Annotated in this window: 22 protein-coding genes; 14 read left to right on the top strand and 8 right to left on the bottom strand. The window is 71.4% G+C overall.

Translation table 11 applies throughout. The features are described from left to right. Positions 1-1,483, top strand: a 1,483-nt coding sequence (locus ITJ54_RS11445) for an Ig-like domain-containing protein (RefSeq protein ID WP_228509302.1), incomplete at its 5' end; no start/stop codon positions are given. A gap of 161 nt (positions 1,484-1,644) precedes the next feature. Continuing rightward, positions 1,645-2,571: a LysM domain-containing protein gene (locus ITJ54_RS11440; RefSeq protein WP_194628383.1), complete on the top strand. Its 927-nt coding sequence runs from the start codon at positions 1,645-1,647 to the stop codon at positions 2,569-2,571. Positions 2,572-3,597: 1,026 nt separating this feature from the next. Here the strand turns inward: ITJ54_RS11440 and pgi are convergent. After that, positions 3,598-5,316 carry a glucose-6-phosphate isomerase gene (gene pgi, locus ITJ54_RS11435; protein ID WP_194628382.1) on the bottom strand — a complete coding sequence of 573 codons (1,719 nt, stop codon included), beginning with the start codon at positions 5,314-5,316 and terminating at the stop codon, positions 3,598-3,600. A gap of 186 nt (positions 5,317-5,502) precedes the next feature. Continuing rightward, positions 5,503-6,495, bottom strand: coding sequence for a nitronate monooxygenase (locus tag ITJ54_RS11430; protein WP_323741694.1), 993 nt, complete (start codon positions 6,493-6,495; stop codon positions 5,503-5,505). Between the two features lie 123 nt (positions 6,496-6,618). On the opposite strand from ITJ54_RS11430, the gene ITJ54_RS11425 reads away from it, so the two are divergent. Both ITJ54_RS11425 and ITJ54_RS11420 read left to right on the top strand, forming a co-directional pair. Then, positions 6,619-7,158, top strand: a complete 540-nt coding sequence (locus ITJ54_RS11425; RefSeq protein WP_194628381.1) for an RNA polymerase sigma factor — start codon at positions 6,619-6,621, stop codon at positions 7,156-7,158. Next, positions 7,148-7,987 carry a hypothetical protein gene (locus ITJ54_RS11420; protein ID WP_194628380.1) on the top strand — a complete coding sequence of 280 codons (840 nt, stop codon included), beginning with the start codon at positions 7,148-7,150 and terminating at the stop codon, positions 7,985-7,987. The genes ITJ54_RS11425 and ITJ54_RS11420 overlap by 11 nt, the downstream gene beginning before the upstream one ends. 10 nt (positions 7,988-7,997) lie before the next feature. Here the strand turns inward: ITJ54_RS11420 and rimK are convergent, their stop codons facing one another. Next, complete coding sequence (rimK, locus tag ITJ54_RS11415; RefSeq protein WP_194628379.1) at positions 7,998-9,188, bottom strand: 30S ribosomal protein S6--L-glutamate ligase; 1,191 nt, start codon at positions 9,186-9,188, stop codon at positions 7,998-8,000. A gap of 125 nt (positions 9,189-9,313) precedes the next feature. Between rimK and ITJ54_RS11410 the strand changes: the two genes are divergently transcribed. The 5 genes from ITJ54_RS11410 (at position 9,314) to ITJ54_RS11390 (ending at position 12,631) form a co-directional block, all read left to right on the top strand. Beyond that, the gene (locus tag ITJ54_RS11410; RefSeq protein WP_194628378.1) at positions 9,314-9,796 is read left to right on the top strand and encodes an ATP-dependent zinc protease; all 483 of its coding nucleotides are present in this window, start codon (positions 9,314-9,316) and stop codon (positions 9,794-9,796) included. Between the two features lie 79 nt (positions 9,797-9,875). Further along, positions 9,876-10,370: an RNA polymerase sigma factor gene (locus tag ITJ54_RS11405; RefSeq protein ID WP_194628377.1), complete on the top strand. Its 495-nt coding sequence runs from the start codon at positions 9,876-9,878 to the stop codon at positions 10,368-10,370. Continuing rightward, positions 10,360-11,124 carry a hypothetical protein gene (locus ITJ54_RS11400; protein ID WP_194628376.1) on the top strand — a complete coding sequence of 255 codons (765 nt, stop codon included), beginning with the start codon at positions 10,360-10,362 and terminating at the stop codon, positions 11,122-11,124. The genes ITJ54_RS11405 and ITJ54_RS11400 overlap by 11 nt, the downstream gene beginning before the upstream one ends. A gap of 141 nt (positions 11,125-11,265) precedes the next feature. Continuing rightward, positions 11,266-11,805, top strand: coding sequence for an RNA polymerase sigma factor (locus tag ITJ54_RS11395; RefSeq protein ID WP_194628375.1), 540 nt, complete (start codon positions 11,266-11,268; stop codon positions 11,803-11,805). Continuing rightward, positions 11,795-12,631 carry a hypothetical protein gene (locus ITJ54_RS11390; RefSeq protein WP_194628374.1) on the top strand — a complete coding sequence of 279 codons (837 nt, stop codon included), beginning with the start codon at positions 11,795-11,797 and terminating at the stop codon, positions 12,629-12,631. The genes ITJ54_RS11395 and ITJ54_RS11390 overlap by 11 nt, the downstream gene beginning before the upstream one ends. Before the next feature lie 50 nt (positions 12,632-12,681). On the opposite strand, the gene ITJ54_RS11385 is transcribed toward ITJ54_RS11390, so the two are convergent. From ITJ54_RS11385 to ITJ54_RS11375, 3 genes are all read right to left on the bottom strand, one after another. Continuing rightward, positions 12,682-13,749 carry a fatty acid desaturase family protein gene (locus ITJ54_RS11385; protein WP_194628373.1) on the bottom strand — a complete coding sequence of 356 codons (1,068 nt, stop codon included), beginning with the start codon at positions 13,747-13,749 and terminating at the stop codon, positions 12,682-12,684. A gap of 80 nt (positions 13,750-13,829) precedes the next feature. Next, positions 13,830-14,543 carry a GAF domain-containing protein gene (locus ITJ54_RS11380; RefSeq protein ID WP_194628372.1) on the bottom strand — a complete coding sequence of 238 codons (714 nt, stop codon included), beginning with the start codon at positions 14,541-14,543 and terminating at the stop codon, positions 13,830-13,832. Positions 14,544-14,677: 134 nt separating this feature from the next. Beyond that, positions 14,678-15,247: a TetR/AcrR family transcriptional regulator gene (locus ITJ54_RS11375; protein ID WP_194628371.1), complete on the bottom strand. Its 570-nt coding sequence runs from the start codon at positions 15,245-15,247 to the stop codon at positions 14,678-14,680. Positions 15,248-15,356: 109 nt separating this feature from the next. Here ITJ54_RS11375 and ITJ54_RS11370 point away from each other — a divergent pair, with 109 nt between their 5' ends. Continuing rightward, complete coding sequence (locus tag ITJ54_RS11370) at positions 15,357-16,832, top strand: MFS transporter (protein ID WP_194628370.1); 1,476 nt, start codon at positions 15,357-15,359, stop codon at positions 16,830-16,832. Positions 16,833-17,427: 595 nt separating this feature from the next. On the opposite strand, the gene ITJ54_RS11365 is transcribed toward ITJ54_RS11370, so the two are convergent. Then, positions 17,428-17,778, bottom strand: a complete 351-nt coding sequence (locus ITJ54_RS11365; protein ID WP_194628369.1) for a hypothetical protein — start codon at positions 17,776-17,778, stop codon at positions 17,428-17,430. Between the two features lie 171 nt (positions 17,779-17,949). Beyond that, the gene (locus ITJ54_RS11360) at positions 17,950-18,669 is read right to left on the bottom strand and encodes a hypothetical protein (RefSeq protein WP_323741693.1); all 720 of its coding nucleotides are present in this window, start codon (positions 18,667-18,669) and stop codon (positions 17,950-17,952) included. A 224-nt stretch (positions 18,670-18,893) separates the two neighbouring features. Here ITJ54_RS11360 and ITJ54_RS11355 point away from each other — a divergent pair, with 224 nt between their 5' ends. The 4 genes from ITJ54_RS11355 (at position 18,894) to ITJ54_RS11340 (ending at position 25,600) form a co-directional block, all read left to right on the top strand. Next, complete coding sequence (locus tag ITJ54_RS11355; RefSeq protein WP_194628368.1) at positions 18,894-20,111, top strand: HupE/UreJ family protein; 1,218 nt, start codon at positions 18,894-18,896, stop codon at positions 20,109-20,111. 115 nt (positions 20,112-20,226) lie between these two features. After that, complete coding sequence (locus ITJ54_RS11350) at positions 20,227-22,359, top strand: Ig-like domain repeat protein (protein WP_194628367.1); 2,133 nt, start codon at positions 20,227-20,229, stop codon at positions 22,357-22,359. Positions 22,360-22,459: 100 nt separating this feature from the next. Next, positions 22,460-23,770, top strand: coding sequence for a flavin monoamine oxidase family protein (locus ITJ54_RS11345; RefSeq protein ID WP_194628365.1), 1,311 nt, complete (start codon positions 22,460-22,462; stop codon positions 23,768-23,770). Positions 23,771-23,992: 222 nt separating this feature from the next. Then, positions 23,993-25,600, top strand: a complete 1,608-nt coding sequence (locus ITJ54_RS11340; protein WP_194628363.1) for an APC family permease — start codon at positions 23,993-23,995, stop codon at positions 25,598-25,600. Positions 25,601-25,693 lie beyond the last annotated feature (93 nt).

Genomic DNA, 25,693 nt, shown 5'->3' with positions numbered 1-25,693 from the left:
CGAACTCGAGGAGCCGCTCGACGAGGGCAAGCACGACCTCGAGATCGTTGCGTCCGACAAGGCCGGGAACAGCTCCAAGCCGACGGACACCACGGTCGACGTGGACACGAAGGCACCGGAGGCGCCGAAGGTCACGAGCCCCTCGGACCTCGCGGACGGCTCCGGCCCCATCACCGGAACTGCCGAGCCCGGGACCGTCGTCGTCATCCGCGACGAGAACGGGGACGTCATCGGCAGCGACACCGCCGACGAGAACGGCAACTGGACCGTCGAACTCGACGAGCCACTCGACGAGGGCAAGCACGACCTCGAGGTCGTGGCGTCCGACAAGGCCGGCAACGCCTCGGACCCGACGAAGACGACCGTCGACATCGACACCAAGGCGCCCGACTCCCCCAAGGTCACGAGCCCCTCGGACCTCGCGGACGGCTCCGGCCCCATCACCGGGACTGCCGAACCGGGGACCGTCGTCGTCATCCGCGACGAGAACGGCGACGTCATCGGCAGCGACACCGCTGACGAGAACGGCAAGTGGTCCGTCGAACTCGACGCGCCCCTGAAGGACGGGTCCCACGACCTGGAGATCGTCGCGTCCGACAAGGCCGGCAACACCTCCAAGCCGACCGACACCACCGTCGACATCGACACCAAGGCACCCGACTCCCCCAAGGTCACCAGCCCCTCGGACCTGTCCGACGGCAACGGCCCCATCACCGGGACCGCCGAGCCCGGCACCGTCGTCATCATCCGCGACGAGGACGGCAACGAGCTCGGCCGTGACACCGCGAACGAGAACGGCGACTGGACCGTTGAACTCGACGAGCCACTCAAGGACGGGTCCCACGACCTCGAGATCATCGCCGAGGACACTGCCGGCAACACCTCCGACCCGACGAAGACCACGGTCGACGTCGACACCACTGCCCCGGCAGCCCCCAAGCTGGAGCACTTCGACGACATCGTCGACGGAACGGGCATCGTCCGCGGTACCGCTGAGCCAGGCTCGACCGTCATCGTCACCGACGAGGACGGGCGTGAGATCGGCCGCGGCGTGGCCGACGAGGACGGACGCTTCGCGTTCCGCACGACGGTACCGCTCGACCCCGGGGCGCACCTGCTCACCGTGGTCGCCGTCGACGAGACCGGCAACACCTCCGAGGCCAGCAGCATGCTCGTGACCCTGGTCCCCGAGCCTGTCGCCGAGGACGGAGACCACGAGAACGGGCCGGGTCTGGGTGACGGCTCGCAGACGATCCCCGGCTCCACCCCGTCGATCGGTCTGGTCGACGGAGCGCTCCCGAGCGGCGCCGCGACCGTCTCCCCCACGACGAACGCGTCGCGGATCGGCGCGCAGGACCGCGAGCTGGCGTTCACGGGCGCTGAGCTCGGAGGGTGGCTGTCCACCGCCCTCGCTGCGCTCGGACTCGGCTTCGTCCTGCGGCTGCTCGGCCGCCGTCGACGCGATCGCGTCAGCGAGCGCTGAGGCACGCACACGACCGGGAGGCCCGGATCGCGTTCCCCATGTCGGGTCGCGAGCCGGGCCTCCCGTCGTTCCGGAACGACCCGGTGTGTCCTCGAACGCAGCGTCTGGATCGCCCGCCAGCGCCGCGGGCGAGTCCGCTACGATCCCGGACGAGGGGGGACGTGCACACCAGGACCACCAGGATCGCTGCCGTCGCGGCGGCACTCGCACTCACCACGACCGTGAGCGGGTGCTCGCTGCTGCGGGGCGGCGAGGACGCACTGCCGGCACCGTCGCGGTCGACCAGCGCGACGCCCACGCCGACGCCGAGCGTGACCGCCGACACCGATGCGGCTGGTCAGACCGAAGCCGACCTGCTCCGGGAGTCCGCCTCGCCTCGACCGCCGACGGCCGCCCCGACCGAGGAACCGCGACCCGCTCCGACCATGTCGTCGATCGCGCCCGGGACCGTCGTCAGCGAGGGGGACGTCGCATCGCCGAAGGGCAGCGTGCACTTCCACTTCCGGGTGGTGGCCGACCAGGACGACCGGTTCGCCGTGCAGTACTCGGGCTTCACCTCGACGCTGCCCGTCCCGGTGTCGGCGTCGTTCCTCCGCGTCACGCCCGCGGTCGGGGACGGCATGAGCCACACGGGCGACGGCGACCACCAGCTCGGCGGCGCGACGACCATCCCCGGACCGACGGTCTCCGTGCCGATGGCGCAGGCCGGCCACGACCCGTCCTTCCTCGGCGCACTCGTGACGTACTCGTCCGCCACCACGGACGCCGCCGTGCCGGTCGAGATCGGCCCGGGCAAGGTGCTCGCCGTGACGCCGTTGTCGTGGTCGGTCCCGGCGAGGACGACGAACGTGCACCCGACGGACGGCGGCGCCGCGGCGAACGCCACGGGCACGGTGCCGTCGACGACCGACAGCGGGGCGCCGGCGTCCTACGTCGTCGCTCCGGATGACCTCATCGGTGACGTGGCCGCGCGGTTCGGCCTGTCCGTGCAGGACCTCGTCTGGCTGAACCCGTCACTGACGGTGTTCGGCGACCAGCAGTACCTCTACGAGGGCACGACGATGAACCTCGACCCGCTCCGCCGCTGACCCGGACGCGAACCCGGCCACGGGCCGCGGTGAGATCGCACTTCGTGTCGCCTCCGCGCGCCGCGACCCGACACAGAGTGCGATCTCAGCGGGGCGGTGCGCCGCGCACCCCCGCGGGCCGGGGCGGCGGCGCCGGGCGGTCGCGGCATTCCGCTCGCGTCCGCCGAACGGGCGCGACTCGTCGGTCGGGTGCCCCGCGCACGACGGGACGTCGCCTCTCGGCGCACCGCACACGGTGTGTCGCGACCACCCACCGGACGGGAGGCTCGGTGCCGGCCCGCACCGAACCTCCCGTCCGGCGGGACCCGGCCACAGGACCCGGTGAGATCGCAGTCCGTGTCGCGTCCGCGCGCCGCGACCCGACACGAAGTGCGATCTCACCGCGGGAGGATGGGCCATGCAGCCCGGCTGCGCCGGGCGGTCGCGACACCCCGCTCGCGTCGGCCGAGCGGGCGCGACTCGTCGGTCGGGCGCCCCGGACGACGGAAGGTGACCGCTCGGCGCATCGCACGCGGTGTGTCGCGACCACCCACCGGACGGGAGGCTCGGTGCCGGCCCGCACCGAGCCTCCCGTCCGGCACGACCGGCCACGGGACCCGGTGAGATCGCAGTCCGTGTCGCCTCCGCGCGCCGCGACCCGACACGGAGTGCGATCTCAGCGGGGGAACCGCACCGGCGGCGCCGGGCGGTCGCGACATCCCGTTCGCGTCCGCCGAGCGGTCGCGGCTCGTCGCTCGCGCGTCCGGCGCGCGACGGGACGTGGCCTCTCGGCGCACCGCACGCGGTGTGTCGCACCCACCCACCGGACGGGAGGCTCGGTGCCGGCCCGCACCGAGCCTCCCGTCCGGCGGGACCCGGCCGCAGGACCCGGTGAGGTCGCACTTCGTGTCGCGTCCGCGCGCCGGGACCCGACACGGAGTGCGATCTCAGCGCCGATCGGGAGGCGGGAAGCGGGACGGGGCAGGCGCCCGGACACGACGACACCCCGCCGCCAGAGGGCGACGGGGTGTCGAGGTGCGCCGGGTGCTACTTGCGGAGCTCCAGGTACTTGGCGATGAGCGCCTTGGTCGAGGAGTCCTGGGTCTCGAGGACCGACTGGTCGCCGTCGACCGCGGGGGCGATCTGCAGGGCGAGCTGCTTGCCGAGCTCCACACCCCACTGGTCGAAGGAGTCGATGCCCCAGATGGTGCCCTCGGTGAAGACGATGTGCTCGTACAACGCGATGAGCTGGCCGACGACGCTCGGGGTCAGGGCCGGCGCCAGGATCGACGTCGACGGCTTGTTGCCCGTGAAGGTGCGGGCAGCGATGATCGCCTCGTCGGTGGCGCCCTCGGCACGGACCTCGTCAGCGGTCTTGCCGAACGCCAGCGCCTTGGTCTGCGCGAAGAAGTTCGCGAGGAACAGGTTGTGGACGTCCTGGCCGGGCTCGACCGCCTTGCCGTCGCCGGTCTCGTCCTTGAGCGGACGGGCCGGGTTGGCGACGGCGATGAAGTCGGCCGGGATCAGGCGCGTGCCCTGGTGGATGAGCTGGTAGAACGCGTGCTGGCCGTTCGTGCCGGGCTCGCCCCAGAAGACCTCGCCGGTGTCCGTCGTGACGGGGGTGCCGTCCCAGCGGACGCGCTTGCCGTTCGACTCCATGGTGAGCTGCTGCAGGTACGCGGCGAAGCGGTGCAGGTACTGCGTGTACGGCAGCACCGCGTGGCTCTGGGCACCGAGGAAGTTCGAGTACCAGACGTTGAGCAGGCCCATCAGGACGGGGACGTTCGACGCGAGTGGGGTGGTGCGCATGTGCTCGTCGATGGTGTGGAAGCCGGCGAGGAAGTCCTGCCAGTTCTCCTTGCCGATCGCGACGATGACCGAGGTGCCGATGGCGGAGTCGACGGAGTAGCGGCCGCCCACCCAGTCCCAGAAGCCGAACGCGTTCTCGGGGTCGATGCCGAACGCTGCGACCTTGTCGAGCGCGGTGGAGACGGCGACGAAGTGCTTGGCCACCGCGGCGGTCTTGTCGTCGTCCGACGCGTCCGTCAGCTCGAGCCGCTCCCACAGCCACTGGCGGGCCAGGCGGGCGTTCGTCAGGGTCTCGAGGGTGCCGAAGGTCTTCGACGCGACGATGAACAGCGTGGTCTCGGGGTCGAGATCTGCCGTCTTCTCGTAGATGTCGGTCGGGTCGATGTTCGACACGAAGCGGGCTTCGATGCCGGCCTGCACGTAGGGCTTGAGGGCCTCGTACACCATGACCGGGCCGAGGTCCGAGCCACCGATGCCGATGTTCACGACGGTCTCGATGCGCTTGCCGGTGACGCCCTTCCAGGCGCCCGAGCGGACCTGCTCGGCGAACGCGTAGACCTTGTCGAGCGTGGCGTGCACGTCGGCGTCGACGTCCTGGCCGTCGACGACGAAGGGCTTGGCCGGGACGAGCTCGCCCGTGGCCGGACGGCGCAGTGCCGTGTGCAGGACGGCACGGTCCTCGGTCACGTTGATGTGCTCGCCGGAGATCATCGCCTGGTAGCGCTCGGCGACGCCGGTGTCCTCAGCGAGCTGCAGCAGCGCGTCGAGGATCTCCTTGGTCACCAGGCCCTTCGACAGGTCGACGGTGAGGTCACCTGCCTGGAAGGTGTACGACTCGGCACGGCCGGGGTCGGTGTCGAACCACCCTCGCAGGTCCGGGGAGAAGCCGTCGGCGATGCCGGCGAGCGTCTTCCAGCCTTCGGTCGTCGTGGGGTCGACGGGTGTGGATTCGGTCACGGGGTCCTCCTGAACGCCAGAACTGAGTGGTCCGCGGACCACCGCAACGCTGCGACGCGGGCCGCATCCGAGCGTAGTGCGCCGGGCGCGGGCGCGCGCACAGCCCGGTTGGCCTGTGGACAGCCGCTCGCCTGTGCACAGGGCCGGGCAACGGACGGGAGGCTCCGGTCAGGTGACCGGCGCAGGTCACGTGAGCAGGGCCTCCAGGGTGTCCGCCAGCGGACCGTCCGCCGCCGCCCGCCAGGACCGGCCGGCCCACAGGTGCAGGGCGTGCGCGTCGCCCTCGGCGGCGGCTGCGGTGCGGATCGGCCGGGTCAGGTGGTGCAGCGCCGGGTAGCCGAGCGGTGCGTCCTCGTGGTCGCGGACGAAGCGGTTGACGAGTGCGCGTGCCGGTCGTCCGGTGAAGGCGCGGGTGAGTGCCGTGCGGTCGAAGACCGGGTCGACGAGGGCTTCGCGGTGGGTGGTTCCGGTGCCGGCCTCGTCGGTGCGGAGGACGAGCGTGCCGACCATCGCGGCGGAGGCGCCGGCGAGCCGGACGGCCTCGACGTCGTCCGCGCCGCCGATGCCACCGGCGGCGACCACGGGCAGGTCGACCCGGGCCAGGACCGCGCGCACCAGGTCCGGCAGGGGCTCCCACACGGGTGACTGCTCGGGGTCGAGGACCGCGGAGTGTCCGCCGGCTGCCTCGCCCTGCGCGACCAGGACGTCGATCCCCCGGTCGGCTGCGGCTGCGGCGTCGACCGGGTTGGTGACCGACTGCACCGTCACCGTCCCCCGGCTGCGGAGGTCCGCGACGGTCTGGGCCGACGGCAGCCCGAACGTGAAGGACACGACGGGCACCGGGTCGTCGAGGAGGAGCGCGAGCTTGTCGGCCCAGGCGTCGTCGTCCTCGCGCTTGTCGGGCAGGTCGGGGACGCCGAGGGACGTGCGGTAGCGGTCGTAGTCGGCGTCGCTGATCGGGACCGGGTTCGGCACGAAGACGTTGACGCCGAACCGGTCGGTGCGCGTCCGGACCTCGGCGATCTCGGCGGCGAGCTCCTCGGCGGTGCGGTACCCGGCGGCCAGGGACGCGAACTGGCCGGACCGCGCCGCGGCGATCACGAGGGTCGGGGTCGACGGTCCGCCCGCCATCGGTGCGACGTGCAGGGGTGACCGGAGGACCTCGGGGAGTTGGTTCACCCCTCGATCCTGCCCTGGCGGACCGTGCTCCTGCCCTGGCGGACCCGTGCGACACGCCGACGGGTGTGACGGCTCGTCAGGATCGGGCCGTGCCGGACACTTCTGGTGTGAGAGGGGGCAACCGTGGATGACGACACCCAAGCCGACGCAGCACTGACGCGTCGGCTCGCGGACGGGGACCGCACGGCACTCGCCGACGCGTTCGACCGCTTCGCACCCACCCTGACCCGCTACGCATGGGCCCAGGCAGAACGCCGACAAGACGTCGAAGAACTCGTGCAGGACACCTTCCTCACGCTCTGGCAGAAAGCCGCCACCATCGACCTCGCCACCAGCGCACTGCTGCCCTGGCTCCTCGTCGTCTGCCGCAACCACGCCCGCAACCAAGCCCGCCGCCTCGCCAAGGGCGCCGGCGACGAACTCCCCGACGACCTCCCAGCACCCGCCGACGCGGACGAGGCCCGCGAACGCCTCCGCTGGGTCCGCGACGAGATCGCAGCCCTCGCACCCATCGACCGACGGATCTGCGAACTCTGCCTCCTCGAAGGCCACTCCTACGCCGAAGCCGCACAGATCCTCGGCCTCAGCGTCGGCGCCGTCACCCAACGCGTGTCCCGGTCCCGAGCCCGACTGAAGAAGGCGGTGATGCACGATGAACACTGAACCCCCCACCGGAGACGACCTGCACCGCATGCTCGTCACGATGAAACAGTCCGTGCTCGACCGCGCCGACGACCGGACACCCGCACCCCGCCGACGTGGACGTCGCGCCGGGATCGTCATCGGCGTCATCGCGCTGCTCGGCCTCGGCGCCACCGGCGGCGGCGTCGCACTCGGCATGATCCCGCAGCCCTTCGCAGCAGCACCAGCACCGGTCGCCACGCCCAGCCCCACCGAACCAGCAGCACCGAGCACACCCGCCGCGGCACCCGTCGAGGAGACACCAGACCCCACACCGTCCGCCACCGGCACACCCACGAAGGGCGCGTTCGCACTCGACGACCCCTCCACGTGGACCATCTCCGGCAGCGAGATGGGTCCGGTGGCGATCGGCGGGCCGACGGCGGGCGAGACGGACGACCTCGAGACGGCCTGGCGCCGTGCCGCTGATGCTGACGTCTGCTCCGACGAGTTCGGGAGTGGCTGGGCACGAGACGGCGCGCCGGCCCTGCTCGTCTGGTCACAGGGCGGCAAGGTCATCGGCGTGGACCTGAGCGTCCCGAGTGCGAACCCGGCCCTCGAGCCGATCGGTCCGACCACCAGCAAGGGGATCGGCGTCGGATCGACCCTCGACGAACTGCGTGCCGCCTACCCTGGCGCCGCCGAGGACACAGCCCGCAGCAACTACTACGACACTCCCCCAGCGCAGAACGCGGGGACGTCGTGGCAGATCGACACCGGATCCGGTCCGGCGTGGTTGAAGTTGAGTGCCGACGGAGTGCATGTCGAGTCCGTCGAGATCGGGGCCTACGCCCAGGCGTCGTGCGACTGAGACCCTCGGGTCAGCTCTCCGGCAGGTGCTCCTTCGGGAGCTTCCGGAGCTTCGCACGGCGCTTGCGGCGCTCGGGGATCATCGAGCGCATCTCCTCGAGCTTGCCGAAGCAGAGCAGCCGGTCGCCCGGTTCGAGGGTGACCGTGCCGCGGGGGTTCGGGATCACCGTCGAGCCGCGGTGCAGCGTGAGCACGGTGATGTCACGGTCGCCGAGCCCCGACTCGTGGATCGTCTTGCCGACCAGGTCCGCGTTCGTGTGCACGAGGAGCTCAGCGACGCCGTAGCCCGTCGACACCGACAGGCGCTGGCGGACGTCGATCTCGGGGAACGCGACCTGGTTCGCGATGAAGTCGATGACCGCCCCGGCGATGTCCAGACCGGTGGCGCGCTCGATGCCCTCGAGCCCCGGGGACGAGTTGACCTCCATCACCAGGGGGCCGTCGTTGCCCTCGAGCATGTCCACGCCGGCGACGCGGAGCCCCATGATCTGCGCGGAGCGGACCGCTGCCTCCTCGTACTCCGGGGTGAGCGTGACCTGCTCGACGGTCCCGCCGCGGTGCACGTTCGACCGGAACTCGTCGCCGCTCGCGCTCCGGCGCATGGCGGCCACGACCCGGTCGCCGACGACGAGCGCGCGGATGTCCTTCCCGCGGCTCTCCGCGATGAAACGCTGGATCAGCACGTTCTGCTTCGTCGAGTGCAACGTCTCGACGATCGACTCGGCGACCTTGGCCTCCGGCGCCAGGATCACGCCGATGCCCTGGGTGCCCTCGAGCAGCTTGATGACGACGGGCGCTCCCCCGACCCGCTCGATGGCGCCGCGGACGTCGGCCCGACCAGCGACGAACGTCGTCGCGGGCATGCCGATGTCGTGCCGCGAGAGGATCTGGTTCGCCCGGAGCTTGTCGCGCGAGTTCGTGATGCCGTTGGCGGTGTTCGGCGTGTACACGTCCATCTGCTCGAACTGCCGGACCACCGCGGTGCCGTAGTACGTGATCGAGTTGCCGATGCGCGGCAGGACGGCGTCGTAGTCGGACAGCAGCTTGCCGCGGTACTGCAAGTCGGGCGCGTCCCCGGTCAGGTCGATCGCGAAGCGCAGGGTGTTGAGCACCTTGACCTCGTGGCCGCGGTCGAGCGCCGCCGCACGGAGTCGCTGCGTCGAGTACGCCTGCGGGGCACGCGACAGGATGGCGAGTTTCATCGGGAGGCTCCGCGGGTTCGGGGGTGGCGACGGCGACGCTCCATGCTGGCAGACGATCCGCCTCGCGCGCGTGCCCGTCGGCCGCGAGAGACGCACAGCGGGTGTCGTCCTGCCAGGATGGGCGCATGGCCGACGACCCGAAGCCCCGACGGCGCACGCCGATCGTCTCGGGCTGGCGCGAGTGGGCCGCGCTGCCGGACCTCGACATCCAGTGGATCAAGGTCAAGCTCGACACGGGCGCGCGGACCTCGGCACTGCACGCGTTCGACCTCGAGGAGCTGCCGGGCGACCGGGTGCGGTTCTCGGTGCACCCGTGGCAGGACTCCGACGCCGACCAGGCGACCGTCGAGTGCGACGTCCATGACCGCCGCGTCGTCCGGAGCTCGTCCGGTCACGCGCAGGAGCGCATCGTCGTCCTGACCGCGATCGAGCTCGCCGGCCGCACGGTGGAGGCCGAGGTCACGCTCAGCAACCGCGACCAGATGGGCTTCCGGATGCTCGTCGGCCGCGAGGCCCTGCGGCAGGGCTTCGTCGTCGACCCGGCACGGTCGTTCCAGGCCGGCCGGGCGCCGAAGGAGATCCGCCGCCGCAACCGCGGACGCCTCTGACCGGCGACTGCGCACGGATCCGACACGTCGTGTCAGGATCGCGGCGCGCTCGACACTTCTGTAGTGAGAGGGGGCAACCGTGGATGACGACCCAACCGCTGACGCAGCACTGATGCGTCGGCTCGCGGACGGGGACCGTGCGGCACTGGCCGACGCGTTCGACCGCTTCGCACCCACCCTGACCCGCTCCGCGTGGGCACAGGCAGACACCCCTGACGACGCCCGAGCGCTGGTGCAGGACACGTTCCTGACCCTGTGGCAGCAAGCCGCCACGATCGGCCTCGTCACCGGCGCACTGCTGCCGTGGCTGCTGGTCGTGTGCCGGGACCACGCCAGGGGCCAGGCGCGACGAACGGCGGAGCACGAGAGCCTGCCGGGCGCTGACCCCCTGCACTGGGTCCGCGACGAGATCGCGGCCCTGGCGCCCACCGACCGGCAGCTCGTGGACCTGTGCCTGGTCGACGGGCACTCCTACGCCGAAGCCGCCCGCCTGCTCGGCCTGCGCGCACAACCGGTCACGAAGCGCTCGTCCCGAACCCGACAGGAGAAGGCGGTGATGCACGATGAACACTGAACCCCCCACCGGAGACGACCTGCAGCGCATGCTCGTCACGATGAAGCAGTCCGTGCTCGACCGCGCCGAGGAACGCCGTCCGGCGCCTCGTCGACGTGGCCGTCGTGCCGGGATCGTCATCGGCGTCATCGCCCTCCTCGGCCTCGGCGCCACCGGTGGCGGCGTCGCACTCGGGATGATCCCGCAGCCGTTCGCAGCCGCACCAGCACCGGTCTCCACGCCGAGCCCGACGGAGCCGGCCGCGCCGAGCACCCCCGCGGCCGCACCGGTCGAGGAGACCCCCGACCCGACCCGGACACCGACCACGCCCCCGACGCCGGCCCCGGTCGTGGCCAGGATCCCGTCTGACTGCACTGGGCTCGTCGCCCCGTCGGAGGCGGCGCGGCTCTTCGGACGGACTCCGCTGCAGGACCCGTCCGGCACGGCACACCTGCGCACCGCTGCTCCGCTCACGACGAGCCTGTCGTGCGTGTGGCGCGACCCTCGGGCCGACGTGTCCGGCCTGTCGATCGACGTCGGGACCGGGACTGCGGAGCAGGTCAGCGCCTACGAGGCGACCCTCGTCGGCCAGGGCTACGCGTGCACCGACCGCGGTGCAGCGCGCGTCTGCACGCAGACGCGGCGGGCGGACCCGTACCCGGTCGACACCACGGCCACGTGGTACCTCCGCGGCACGACCTGGTTCGAGATCGGCCAGACGAACTTCCCCACGACCAACTTGCTCGGCGCCGTCGAGCAGCAGATCTGGGGATGACCGACGACGGGCGGGAAGCGGCCATTGGGGGGCGCTTCCCGCCCGTCGACGATGCTGTCGCCGGGTTCGACACGCCGTTGGGGGCAGCCGCTCGTCAGGATCGCGCAGTGCCGGACACTTCTGGTGTGAGAGGGGGCAACCGTGGATGACGACACCCAAGCCGACGCAACACTGACGCGTCGGCTCGCGGACGGGGACCGCACGGCACTCGCCGACGCGTTCGACCGCTTCGCACCCACCCTGACCCGCTACGCATGGGCACAGGCAGAACGCCGACAAGACGTCGAAGAACTCGTGCAGGACACCTTCCTCACGCTCTGGCAGAAAGCCGCCACCATCGACCTCGCCACCAGCGCACTCCTGCCCTGGCTCCTCGTCGTCTGCCGCAACCACGCCCGCAACCAAGCCCGACGCCTCGCCAAGGGCGCCGGCGACGAACTCCCCGACGACCTCCCCGCCCGCGCCGACGCCGACGAGGCCCGCGAACGTCTCCGCTGGGTCCGCGACGAGATCGCAGCCCTCGCACCCATCGACCGACGGATCTGCGAACTCTGCCTCCTCGAAGGCCACTCCTACGCCGAAGCCGCACAGATCCTCGGCCTCAGCATCGGCGCCGTCACCCAACGCGTGTCCCGGTCCCGAGCCCGACTGAAGAAGGCGGTGATGCACGATGAACACTGAACCCCCCACCGGAGACGACCTGCACCGCATGCTCGTCACGATGAAACAGTCCGTGCTCGACCGCGCCGAAGACCGGCAGCCGGCACCCCGCCGACGTGGCCGCCGCACCGGGATCGTCATCGGCGTCATCGCGCTCCTCGGCCTCGGCGCCACCAGCGGCGGTGTCGCCCTCGGGATGATCCCGCAGCCCTTCGCCGCCGAACCCGCACCCACCACCTCACCGAGCCCGACCGAACCAGCAGCACCGAGCACACCCGCCGCGGCACCCGTCGAGGAGACACCCGACCCAACCCCGACGCCGTCAGCAACGTCGACGAAGCGCGCGTTCGCGCTGGACGACCCCTCCACGTGGACCATCTCCGGGGCAGAAGTGGGGCCCGTGGCCTTCGGCGGCGACGTCGCTGCCGAGACGGACGACCTCGGACCGCTCTACACCGCCGCCCCGCCGGAGACGTGCCCGAACCCGAACGTGACGTTCTTCGAGGCGCAGGACGAACCGACCATCACGATCAGTCAGGACGCCGGGAAGATCGTCGGCATCACCATCGATGGTCTGGCCGGGGGACGCTCCAGCGAGGACGCCCACGCGGCCTCACCGACGACCGCGGAGGGTGCCGGCATCGGGACCACCATCGACGAGCTGCGCGCGATGTACCCGCAACTCGAGGAGACCGGTACCTACGGCGATCCGGGCGGGACGTTCTCACTCTGGAGCGTCCAGCGCGACGGCCGGTACGTCACGTTCGAGCTCGGCAACGACGGGGTGCACGTCGGCTCCGTGTGGGTCGGTCCGAACGCCATGCCGCCGTACGAGTACTGCGGTTGAGGACGACTGCTCGGCGGCCAGGCCGCCGAGCAGTCACCGCCGACGGACCCTCAGCGCAGCCGCTCGACCATCGGGCACGCGAACGGGTCCGCCGCCGCCAGCCCGACCTCGTTGAGGTAGCGCACGACGATCGCGTACGACTGCACGAGCGTCGTCTCGGTGAACGGCACGCCCTGGGTCTTGCAGTAGTCGCGCACGATGACCCGCGCAGCACGCAGGTTCGGTCGGGCCATGTTCGGGAACAGGTGGTGCTCGACCTGGTGGTTGAGGCCGCCCATGAAGTACTCGACCCAGCGACCCCCGGTGATGTCACGGGAGGTCAGGACCTGGCGCGAGAAGAAGTCGACGCGGCGGCCCGGCTCGATGATCGGCATGCCCTTGTGGTTCGGCGCGAAGGCGATGCCCATGCAGAAGCCGAACACGGCGAGCTGCACGCCGAGGAACGCGAACGCCATGCCGAGCGGCAGGAACCAGAAGACGACGCCGAGGTAGAGCGCGAAGCGGAGCGCGAACACCGAGGCCTCGGACCAGCGGCCCTTGACCGGACCGCGGCTCGTGTAGGTGCGGATCGACTGCCAGTGCAGGTTGACGCCCTCGATGAGCAGCATCGGGAAGAACGCCCAGCCCTGCACCCGCACGAGGACACGCAGGAAGCCGGTGCGGCTGGCGGCGTCCTCGGGGCGGAAGGAGATCGCGTCGAAGGAGATGTCCGGGTCCTTGCCGACCGTGTTCGGGTTGGCGTGGTGCCTGGTGTGCTTGCCTGTCCACCAGGCGTAGCTGATCCCGGTCAGGAGCGTGCCGCCGTAGCGGGCGGCACGGTCGTTCCAGGTGTGTGACGCGAAGACCTGACGGTGGGCGGCCTCGTGTGCCAGGAACGCGAACTGGGTGAAGAGCAGGCCGAGCACGCCGGCGATGACGAGCTGCCACCAGGAGTCGCCGAGCACGGCGAACGCGGCTCCGGCGAGCGCCAGCAGGGCGACGAGGACGACGATGAGACCCCAGTACCAGCCGGTGCGTCGGCCGAGCAGGCCTTCGTCCTTGATCCGGGCGAGCAACGCCGTGTAGCTCGACGTGCCGCTGGTGCCGGGACGTGGTCCGGTCGTGATGATCTCGCTCATGTGGTCCTCCGGTTGGGCTGTCCCGTAGCCGGGGTCCTGGGCCACTGCGGTCGATCGTAGCGGAGCCACATGGCTTCAGGTCAGGACAGCGTCAAGCGGCGTTCGATGACCGCGCGGGCCACGTCGACGAGCGGTTCGCGGGTGGTCCGGGCGTGCTGCCGGAGCATCGTGAACGCCTCTCCCATGTCCACGTGGTGCGTGTGCGCGACGAAGCCCTTGGCCTGCTCGATGACGACGCGGCTGTCCAGCGCGCGCTGCAGCTGCGTCTGGGCGACGCTCGCCTGCTCGAGCGTCCGCTGCTGCAGGATGCTGATCGTCGCCACGTCGGTGAGGGCCTGGGCCGCGAGGGCGTCGTCCGGGCTGAGCGCCCCCTCGTGCTCGCGGAACAGGTTGAGTGAGCCGAGGACGGTGTCGCGCAGCCGCATCGGGACCGCGTGCACGGACGCGAACCCGGACTCCTCGGCAGCCGCGGCGAAGGCCGGCCAGCGGCGTCGCATCTCCGCCGGGTCCTCGGCGGAGACCGGTCGACCGGTCTCGAAGCACTCCACGCAGGGCCCCTCGCCGGCGTTCAGCTGGAGCAGCCCGACGAAGCTCGACTGCTCACTGGTCGACGCGAGCACCTCGAGTTCGTGGTCCTGGTTGAGCAGCAGGATGCCCGCGGCCGAGGCGTCGAAGATCTCCACCGCGCGGTCGACGAGGGTCTGCAGCAGGTCGACGACGTCGTAGTCGTCGACGAGTGTGTCCGTGAGTGCGACGAAGGTGTCGACGAGACGGTGCTCGCGGGTCGTTGTCACGATGCGTGCTCCCTGGCGGTCGGCGACGGACGTTCCATGCTGGACGGTACTCGGTCCCGGTGCCGGACCGACAGCGTGTCCCGTCCGCACCTGCCGGACTGGAGGCTCGGCTCGGCGCCGCCACGGGCCTCCAGTCAGGCAGGCGGTCCGGTCAGGAGCGCGCGCAGCGCGTCGTCCAGTGGGCCGGCGACGGCGTCCTCCGCGGCGGAGGCGAGGGGCTCGACCCGGGTCGCGGTCCGCATCATCGTCATGCCGAGCACGACCGACAGGGCGATCTCGGCGCGGATGAGCAGGTCGTCCGTGACCTGGTCCCCGACCGCCTCGGCCAGACGCTCGGCGTAGCGACGGAGGGTCTCCCGACGGATCGTGTCGACGCCCTCGTCGCCCGAGGTCCGCAGCAGCAGCATGAGCTGCATCGAGTCCTCGTCGGTGGGCGAGCGGAGGACGTGTCCGATGAGCCCGCGGAGCGCGCGGTCGAGGTGCCCGGTGGCGTCCTCCCCCGGGTCGAGGTCGCGCACGGCGCGGTCCAGGCAGGCGCGGAACAGCCCTTCCTTCGACACGAAGTAGCGGTTGATCAGCGCGACGTTGACCCCGGCGTCCGCGGCGATGTCCCGCACGGTCGTGGCGCGGTAGCCGTCGAACGCGAACCGGCGCCTGGCGGCCTGCACGAGGAGCAGCCGGGTGGCGGTGGCGTCCTTGCTCATGCTCGAAGCGTAGCGGTCCGCAGGCGGATGTAAGCGGTTGTTGACTTCGGGCGTGAACCGCGTACCCTCGTCGAGTCAGCAACTGTTTACATCGACCAGACGGAGCACGATGACCGAGACCATGGCGAGCCCCCGCACCGGCTCCCACCCGACCACGGACGGTCGCCGCCCGAACAGCACGGCGATCATCGTCTACCTGTCCCTCGGCGGCCTGTCGTTCGCGGTGCTGCAGTCCCTCGTCGCACCGGCACTGTCGACGATCGGCAAGGACCTCGGCGCCTCGACGAGCGCCACGAGCTGGGTGCTCACGGCGTACCTGCTGTCCGCGTCGGTGCTCACGCCGATCCTCGGTCGGCTCGGGGACATGATCGGCAAGCGCAAGGTGCTCATCGTGGTGCTCACGATCCTGCTCGTCGGCGCCGTGCTCGCCGCGCTCGCGCCGAACCTCGGCACCCTCATCGTCGGCCGGGCACTGCAGGGCGCCGCCGGAGCCGTGATGCCGCTCTCGATCGGCATCGTCCGCGACGAGCTGCCGAAGGAGAAGGTCAGCGTCACCATCGGCCTGCTGTCGGCGATCTTCGGCATCGGCGCTGGCGTAGGCATCGTCGCCGCCGGGCCGATCGTCGAGCACCTGTCGTGGCACTGGCTGTTCTGGCTGCCCGCCGTGCTCGTCGTGATCGCCCTGCTCGGCGCCGTCTTCGGCATGCCGGAGTCCCCGGTGCGCAAGCCCGGCCGGCTCGACATGCTCGGCACGGGCGTGCTCGCCGTGTCCCTCGTCGCGATCCTGCTCGCCGTCAGCGAGGGCGAGACCTGGGGCTGGGGCGACGCCAAGACCATCGGGCTGCTGGCCCTCGGCGCCGTGGCACTCGTGGCGTTCGTGCTCGTCGAGCTCCGCGTCGCCGAACCGCTGATCGACGTCCGGCTCTTCGCCGTGCGCGGGGTGTGGACCGCCCACGTGGTCGCCCTGGTGTTCGGCTTCGCGATGTTCGGCACGTTCGTGCTCGTCCCGACCCTGCTGCAGCTGCCGAGCGCCCTCGGCTACGGCTTCGGCAAGGACGTCACCCAGGCCGGGCTCTTCCTGCTGCCGACCGTCGTCATGATGGTCATCGCCGGACCGATCGCCGGCATCCTGGTGCGGCGTATCGGCCCGAAGCCGCCGATGCTGCTCGGCGGGATCTCGATCGTCGTCGCGTTCCTGCTGCCCGCGATCGCGCACGGCGAGCTCTGGCAGGTCGTCGTCTCCGGCGTCTTCACCGGCATCGGCATCGGTCTGGCCCTGGCCGCGTGCTCGAACGCCATCATCGAGAGCGTCCCCGCGAACCAGACCGGCGAGGCCATCAGCGCCAACACCGTCGTCCGGACGATCGGCTCGAGCGTCGGCACCGCCGTCATCGCCGCGCTCATCACCTCGCACAGCACCGCGCAGGGGCTCCCCACCGACGACGCCTTCACGATCGGCTTCTGGGCGTGCACCGGGGTGGCCGTGCTGGCGGTCCTCGCGGCCGTCGCGGCTCCGTCGCTGCGGGCCCGTCGTGCCGCGGCGGTCGCCGCCGGGGTCGACGACCTCGACGGCGTCACGCGGTAGCGGACGCGCGGCTCGGCGGCCGCTCGGCTCGAGCGCTCGTCCTGGTGCGAGCGGTCACGACACCCCGACGGGGTTCCGCGAACGGGCGGGAGCCGTCAGCTCCGCGTGCTCGGAATGACAGCCGGTGACCGCTCGGCGGATGGAAGCGGGGCGTCGTGACCGGTCGGCGACGCGCACGGGAGGCTCGTGGCGGAGTCGACCCGTGCCTCCCGTCCGGGGCCGGCCGGGGCGGACGTTCGTATGGGGCGATGACGGATGCGGTCGGCGGAACGCGAGTCGAGCCGACCAGATCCGTCAGCGCGCCGACCGGGAACCCGCATACAGAGCGGAGCGGCGACGGGGCGACGCAACCGGAACAGGGCGCTGACGGATCCGGTCCGCGGAACGCGGGGCGAGCCGACCAGATCCGCCAGCGCGCGGATCGGGAAACCGCCTACCGAGCGGAGCCGAGACGGGGCGGCGCAACCGGAACAGGGCGATGACGAATCCGGTCGGTGGAACGCGGGGCGAGCCGACCAGATCCGTCAGCGCGCCGATCGGGAACCCGCCTACCGAGCGGAGCCGAGACGGGGCGGGGCGGGGCGGTCAGGTCAGATCAGGCGCTGCGGCGGTCCCGGCCGAAGACGGTCGCGAGCGCCGTCGTCAGCGCGGCGACGAACCCGCCCGTGCCCTGCGGTCGTGCCGGACGCGTGGGCGCCTGGAACGCGACGTCGTGCAGGTTGTTGCGCTTGGAGCCGTCCCAGTTCGCGAACAGGTAGGCGCCGCCCAGCACGGAGAGGCTGCGGACCGGGGCTCGGCGCCACTCGCCCGCGCGGACGACGTAGCCGGAGTGCCCGGATCTGATGTTGTGGATCACGGTGTCCACGTCGATGACGCCGGTCGTGGTGATGACGGCGGTGATGCCCGTTCGGTCGCGGGCGACGTACTCGATGATGTGTTCTGTCATGTCGCTCGGGTCAGGAGGTTGCGTCTCGCGCCCGGACACGTCGGTTCGGTCCGCGCGAGGCTCGGCCGGAACCGTCGTCGCTTCCGTCGTCAGGATACGTCCGGCGCACCACGGTCGTGTGGCCAGTGTCCGCAGAACGGTGGTCGCTGCCCCTGGAACGGCGGTCGGGGTTCACGCGACCCAGACGACGGTGCCGTTGTAGCCGTGCAGCACTGCGGCGACACCCGCACGGAGTGCCCGGCCGGCCCGCTCCTCGGTGAAGCTGGCGGGGTCGTGGTGGCTCGCGGCGCCGAGTCCCTCACCGCGGTACCCGGCGCCGGTCCAGTCGGCGGCGGTCACGTTGGAGGTGGGCTCGGCGATCTCGGCCCCGAGGACCAGGAACTGCTGGTGCAGCGCGCTCGCGGACATGGCTGCCACGGGGTCGACCATGTCGTTGCCGACGCTGATGACCAGGTCGGGGTGCTTGCCGAGCGCGGTGGCGACGGCGTCGAGCACGTTCTCGCTCCCCCGGGGCTGCACGCGGGTGACGGTGACGCCCTCGGTGTCGGCCCAGGCGTCCACGGCTCCGATCAACGCCTGCGTCGGCGCGGACGCTGCGGTCTCACCGTCGCCGTCCGCGTCGACGTCACCCGCGGACAGCAGGACGACGCGGTAACCCGACGGCGGGTGCACGCCCTTCCACGAGCCGGGCGACGGACTGACGGTGGACTCGGGCGCCGGCGGGTGGCTCGCGTCCCAGAACCCGGCGTCGAGCGTGCCGGCGGTGGCGCTCGCGCGGGACTCGGACGTGCCATCGGACGCGGACGCGCACCCGGCGAGGAGCAGACCCCCGGCGCCGAGCACCGCGACGGCCGCCAGCAGGGACGTCGTGCGGGAAGCGAGGCTGGTCACGAGGGGCTCCAAGGGCGTTCGGCGGGCGGATCGCGACCATGGAACCACGGCCAGGGGACCGCTTCGCCCGCCGTGTGCACCTGTCCGAGCGCTGTCCAGCTGCTGGTCACCTGCCGTTTCCCTGCCGGTCGCCAGGGGTCGAGATCGTCTGGCCGGTGATCCCCGGTACCCCCAGCACGGCGTCCCGACGCCGCTCCCCCCGAACCACCCCGATCCTGGCCCGCGTGGCCGCCACCGTCGTCGGCGCACTCGTCCTGCTCGGCACCGTCCTGGTCGCGCTCGTCGGCGGTGCCGCACCCGCGTCGGCGCACGGCTTCAGCTCGGTCGTGTACGCCCACGTGACCTCGGAGGACAGCGGGGTCGTGCGGGCACGGCTGGGTCTGGAGTACGACCTGATGCTCGTCTCCGTCGGCACCAGCGAGCACGCCGACGCGTTCTACCGACAGGGCCAGGCGGCGTGGGACGACGGGGACTTCCCCGCCATGACCCGGGTCGCCGAACAACACCGGGACACGATGGCCGACTACGTCCTCGACCGGTTCTCCGTGACCTCCGGTGGGCGCGAGTGCCGCGGCACCCTGCAGCAGCCGATGCACGTCGACATGCAGGACGAGGTGCCGTACGCCGAGGTCGTCGCGGACTTCCGCTGCCCGACGTCGTCCCACACGGCGGCCGGGCACGTCGTGACGTCGAAGCTGTTCCCGGACTCCGAGACCTTCGTGAAGGACACGAAGACGATCGTCACCTACGCCGTCGACTCGCAGGAGGGCTCCGCGACGCTCGACGCCGACCGGCCCTCGTTCTCGACCGAGCAGTCCGCCGGTGCACGGTTCTGGGAGTTCTTCACCCTGGGGGCCGAGCACCTGCTGACCGGGATCGACCACATCCTGTTCCTCGTCGCGCTCATCGCGGGGTCGCGGCGCCTGCGCGAGGTGGTCTTCACCGCCTCGGCGTTCACGATCGCCCACTCGATCACGTTCATCCTGGCGGCCCTCGGGGTCGTCAGCCCGCCGTCGATCGTGGTCGAGCCGCTCATCGCCCTGTCGATCGCGGCCGTCGCCGGCTGGTACCTGTGGCGGCTGTTCCGGCGGCGGTCGCACGCGGACGAGCTGATCGTGCCCGACGGGGGCCGGTTCGCCCTCGACCGCGCCGGGTGGACGCGGCTGGCGGTCGTGTTCGCGTTCGGGCTCATCCACGGACTCGGGTTCGCCGGCGCACTCGGCATCCACGAGGCGTTCTCGTGGCAGCTGCTCGTGTCGTTGCTCATCTTCAACGTCGGCATCGAGGCGGTGCAGCTCGCGATCATCGTCATCGTGTTCCCACCGCTGTCGCTCCTGCGCCGCAAGGCCCACCGGGCGTCGCTCTGGGTCACCGGGATCGTGACCGCCGGGGTGTTCGTGATGGGGATGATCTGGTTCGTCGAGCGCCTCGCCGCGGGCTGACCAGCTGAGTCGATTCCAAGCCGGAACGAATGGTCACACAGCGTTCACCAAGGCGTTTCCTGGCGAATGCAGAGTCTTCCGTGAACGACACCCCTGTCCACGAGAACGGACCCTCATGAGTCTCCTGTCTGGCGCCAGCACCCGGCGCAGATCCACCACCCTCCGCGTCGGCGGCGCAGTCCTCGGGGCGGCGCTCCTCGCGGGTGCCTCCTTCATGGGCACCGGCACGGCCACAGCGGCCACGAACACGCCGACCACGAACATCTCGACCGGCGGCCCGATCCACATCCTGCTCGGCGTCGGCGCGACCGAGAGCCAGCGCATCGCGTCCTGGTACTTCCCGACCAACGTCGCCCAGTCGGTCGAGATCCAGAAGACCGACTCGATGACCGGCGGCGTCTTCACCGCCGCGAAGACCACCATCCCGGCGTCGGCGACCGCGAACACCGCGGCCGACAGCAGCACCGTCGACAGCAGCACGCGGTCGATCGCGGGCATCACCAACGAGGCCGGCTACGTCAACGCGCACGCGGTCATCGACGGTCTCGAGCCGAACCAGACGTACACGTACCACGTCGGTGCCGCGGACGGCTCCGCCTGGTCGACGCCGTACACGTTCACCACGAAGAGCTTCACCGGTGACTTCGACTTCCTGTTCTTCGGTGACCCGCAGATCGGGTCGTCGGGCTTCACCGACGACGACGGCGCCGGCTGGGCCGACACCCTGAAGTACGCCACGACCAAGGAGAAGAACGCCGAGCTCCTCGTCTCCGGCGGCGACCAGGTCGAGAACGCCAACAACGAGTACCAGTGGGGTGCGTTCGCCGACAGCAGCGACGTGCTGAAGCGCTACCCGTGGGCCTCGACCATCGGCAACCACGACGTGGGCGGCAAGTCGTACGAGCAGCACAACCAGCTGCCGAACTCGCTCAAGGTGCCGGACTTCTACCCGGGCGGCAACACCGCCGCGAACTCGGGTGGCGACTACTGGTACATGTACAAGGGCGTCCTGTTCATCGACATCAACTCGAACGCCTACGCCGGCGGTTCGGACGCAGCGCACGTCAACTACGTCCGCGACGTGATCACCCGCCACGGTGACGACGCGAAGTGGACCGCGCTGGTCTACCACCACTCGATCTACTCCCCGGCCGACCACGCGAACGACAAGGACAACCAGCAGCGCCGGTTCGACTTCACGCGGGCGTTCTCGGACATGGGCGTCGACATCGTCCTGCAGGGTCACGACCACTCGTACTCGCGCAGCTACGCGATCAAGAACGGCAAGAAGGCCAACCCGGCCGAGCAGCCGGGCGCTGACGAGGTCTTCGCCGGCCCCGGTGGCGTCATCTACCTGACCGCGAACTCGGCGTCGGGCTCGAAGTACTACGACCTGACCACCCCGGACTCGACGCAGGGCGGCTACGGAGCCGACCCGCTCGACCCGACCGGCAAGCGGCACTTCGCCAACTCGGTGGAGAACCAGGAGCACGTCCGCACCTACGTCAAGGTCGGCGTCACGGACGACAACCTCGCCGTCACCACGGTCCGCGCCAGCGACTGCACCACGCTGAACTCGGCCGTCCAGCACGGCAAGGTCGACGACTGCGGCGTCACGCTGAAGCCGACCGCGTCGGCCGACCCGGCACCCATCGGCTCGAACGTGGACCAGTTCACGCTCAAGGCGACCCTGCCGGCGACCACCACCGCGCTCGCCCTCTCCGCGCCGAAGCAGGCGTACGGCACGACCAAGCCGGTCACCGTCACCGCGACGATCGGCGGCGGCGTCGGCGACAAGAGCGGCACCGTGACCTTCTCGGAGGCCGGCAAGGCGCTCGGCACCGCTCCGGTGTCCAAGAGCACGGCGACGTTCGCGCTGCCGAAGACCCTCAAGGTCGGCTCGCACAGCATCACCGCGTCGTTCACCAGCGACTCGACCTACTCCGGCGGCAACTCGGCGACGACCCGTCCCGCCACCGTCACGGTCGACAAGGCCGCGTCGACGACGGCCCTCACCTACTCCGGCACCCGGGCGGACGTGCGGGTCACCTCGCGCGGCATCGTGGTGAACGGTGAGGTGCGGATCTACGACGGCACCAAGCACATCAAGACCGTGCAGGTCAGCCGCAACGTGGCCGCGACCCGGTTCACGCTGACGAAGGGCTCGCACGACCTGCGCGCCGTCTTCAGCGGCAACTCGATCATCGCCGGCAGCACCAGCCCGACCCTGACCGCCAAGGTCAAGTGAGCTGACACGCACACAGGAAGGCCCCGTGACCTCGGTCGCGGGGCCTTCCGCCGTTCCCCCACGCCGTGCGACCCTGGGACCCACCGCCCGAGGAGCCCGCATGGAGCACGTCGACACCATCGTGATCGGGGCCGGTATCGCCGGCCTCACCGCCGCGCGGCTGCTGGTGGGGGCTGGTCGCCGCGTCGTCGTGCTCGAGGCCCGCGACCGCGTCGGCGGCCGCGTGCACACCGACCGCTCGGACGGGCGCGTGACCGACCTCGGCGCGTCCTGGATCCACGGCGTCGAGGACAGCCGCGTCGCCGACGCCGTCACCGCGCTCGGCATGCCCGTCATCGAGTTCACCGTCGGCGGGTACCAGCCCGACGGTCGCCCCATCGCCTACTTCGGCGCCGACGGTCGACGCCTCGACGCGGACGCCACCGCGCGGTTCGTCGCGGACGTCCGCACTGTCGACGCCGCACTCGGACCGGTCGTCGCCGGGTCGGCCCCCGACGCCACCTACCGCGACGTCACCGAGGTCGCACTCGCCGCACAGGGCTGGCCGGACGGACGCACCGCCCGCGTCCGGGAGTACCTGGAGCACCGCAGCGAGGAGCAGTACGGCGTCCGGATCGAGGACCTCGCCGCGCACGGCCTCGACGACGACGTCGTCGCGGGTGACGAGGTCGTGTTCCCCGACGGCTACGACCGCCTGGCCTCGTCCCTGGCCGAGGGGCTCGACGTCCGGCTCGGCCACGTCGTCCGCCGCGTCACGTGGTCACCGGACGGGGTCACCGTGGCCGGGTTCGCCGCCGACCAGGTCGTCGTGACGGTGCCGGTCGGGGTGTTGCAGTCGGACGACTTCGTCATCGAGCCGCCGCTCCCCGACCGGCAGCGCGCGGCGCTCGGCCGGCTGCGCATGAACGCGTTCGAGAAGGTCGTGCTGCGGTTCCCGCACCGGTTCTGGGACGCCGACGTGCACGCCGTCCGGCAGCTCGGTCCCGAGGGAGCCTGGTGGCACTCCTGGTACGACCTCACCCGGCTCGACGGCGTCCCCGCCCTGCTGACGTTCGCCGCGGGTCCGGTCGCCCGGGCGATCCGGGGATGGGCACCGCACCGGGTGGCGGAGTCGGTCACGGCCCAGCTGCGGCGGCTGTACGGCCCGGAGGCCCCCGACCCGACCGACGTCATCGTGACGGCGTGGCAGGACGACCCCTTCGCGCGGGGCTCCTACGCCTACATGACGCCCGGCTCCACGACCCGGGACCACGACGACCTGGCCGAGCCCGTCGGCGGCGTCCTCCACCTGGCCGGCGAGGCGACCTGGACCGACGACCCCGCCACCGTCACCGCGGCCATGCACTCGGGTCACCGGGCGGCCTGCGCGGTGCTCGGCCGAGCCGTCCCGATCGAGTCGGCCTGGTCCTGAACCGGACCAGGTGACGGCCTGGAGGCTCGGTGCCGGCCCGCACCGAGCCTCCCGTCCGGCGCTCCGCCGGTCCCGTGGACCGGCTCCGACGCGAGAAGTTCACACAGGGGCCGCCCGTGTCACGTGCTCGAAACAGCCGGGCAACGGCGACGACACAGCCCCGCACGACACTTGGTCGCACTACCTGTCATCCGACAGGTACTCCGCGAAAGGTCTGCAGCCATGCGCTCTCCAGAAGCCCCGCTCCACGCACCGCGCGCCACCACGTCGACCGGCTCCGCCGCCCCCGGCACCCAGGGCACCGCCCACCTCGGCTACGAGCAGGAACTCCACCGCGGGGTCGGCTCGTTCTCGTCCTTCGCCGCCGGCTTCTCCTTCGTGTCCATCCTGACCACGGTGTTCCAGCTCTTCGGACTCGGCTTCGGACTCGGTGGTGCCGCGTTCTTCTGGGCCTGGCCGCTCGTCTTCGGCGGCCAGCTGCTGGTCGCGCTGAACTTCGCGCAGCTCGCCGCCCGGTGGCCGATCTCGGGGGCGATCTTCCAGTGGTCGAGCCGCCTGGCCGGGTCCCGGTTCGGCTGGTTCACCGGCTGGACGATGATCATCGGCCAGACCCTCACCGTCGCGGTCGCCGCCATCGCCGTGCAGGCCGTGCTGCCCGCGATCTGGAGCGGCTTCCAGATCGTCGGCGGGGCGGGCGCCGACCCCTCGCTCGCGTCAGCGACGGGTGCCGCGAACGCCGTGGTGCTCGGGCTCGTGATGCTCGTCGTGACGACCGTGGTGAACATCACGAGCGTCCGGCTGATGGCCCGCGTGACGAGCTTCGGCGTGCTCGTCGAGATCGTCGGCGTCGTCGTGCTCATCGGCGCGCTGTTCCTGCTCCCCCACCGCAGCGCGACCGTGGTGTTCTCCAGCGTCGGGTCCTCGAGCACCGAGCCGTACGTCTTCGCGTTCCTGGCGTCCTCGCTGATGGCCGCGTACGTGATGGTCGGCTTCGACTCCGCGGGCGAACTCGCCGAGGAGACCCACAACCCGCGCCGGACGACCCCGAAGACGATCGTCCGGGCGCTGACGGTGTCCGGGCTCGGTGGCGGGCTGCTCATCATCGGCGCACTCGTCGCCGCACCGAGCCTGACCGACGGCAAGCTCGCCACGCAGGGCCTGGCGTGGGTGATCACGTCGACGCTCGGCGAGGTGGCCGGTCGGCTCCTGCTCTGCACCGTCGCGGTCGCCGTGTTCGCGTGCACCCTGGCCGTGCAGACCGCCGGCGCCCGGATGGTCTTCTCGATGGCCCGCGAGGGGGCGCTGCCGTTCCACCGCACGCTCGCCAAGGTCTCCCCGCGCACCGGCACCCCGATCGCGGCATCGATCGTGGTCGGTGTCGGCGCCGGGCTGGCCCTCGCGGTCAACATCGGGCAGTCGGCGATCTTCACCGCCCTGTCGAGCCTGTGCATCGCGATGCTCTACCTGGCCTACCTCGGGGTGACCGGGCCCTTGCTGGTGCAGCGCATCCGGCTGCGGCGCGAAGGCTTCCCGACCGGGGTCGACGAGGACGGCAAGCCGCTCTTCACGCTGGGCCGGTGGGGCATCCCGCTGAACGCCCTGGCCGTCGCGTTCCAGATCGGCATGGCGGTCAACCTCATCTGGCCCCGCCCGGAGATCTACGACCTGACCGGGAACTCCTGGTGGCTGCAGTACAGCGCGCTGCTGTTCATCGGCGGCGTCCTGCTCGTCGGCTGGGCCTGGTCGTCCTGGCGGCACCGCGCGCACGGGCCGCTCACGCTCGCACACGTCCCGACCACGGCCGCCGTCGCGGTCACCGCAGAGGCCTGAACCGCCGACACCGTCCCGTCGGCGCCGGTGCCCGCACGGACCGGCGCCACACCGGAACCACCCCGCCCCACCCGCTCCACCACGAAGGACCCC

The organism is Curtobacterium sp. VKM Ac-2865 (assembly GCF_015350905.1).
GTDB lineage: Bacteria > Actinomycetota > Actinomycetes > Actinomycetales > Microbacteriaceae > Curtobacterium.
This window is presented reverse-complemented; position numbering and strand designations above follow the sequence as displayed.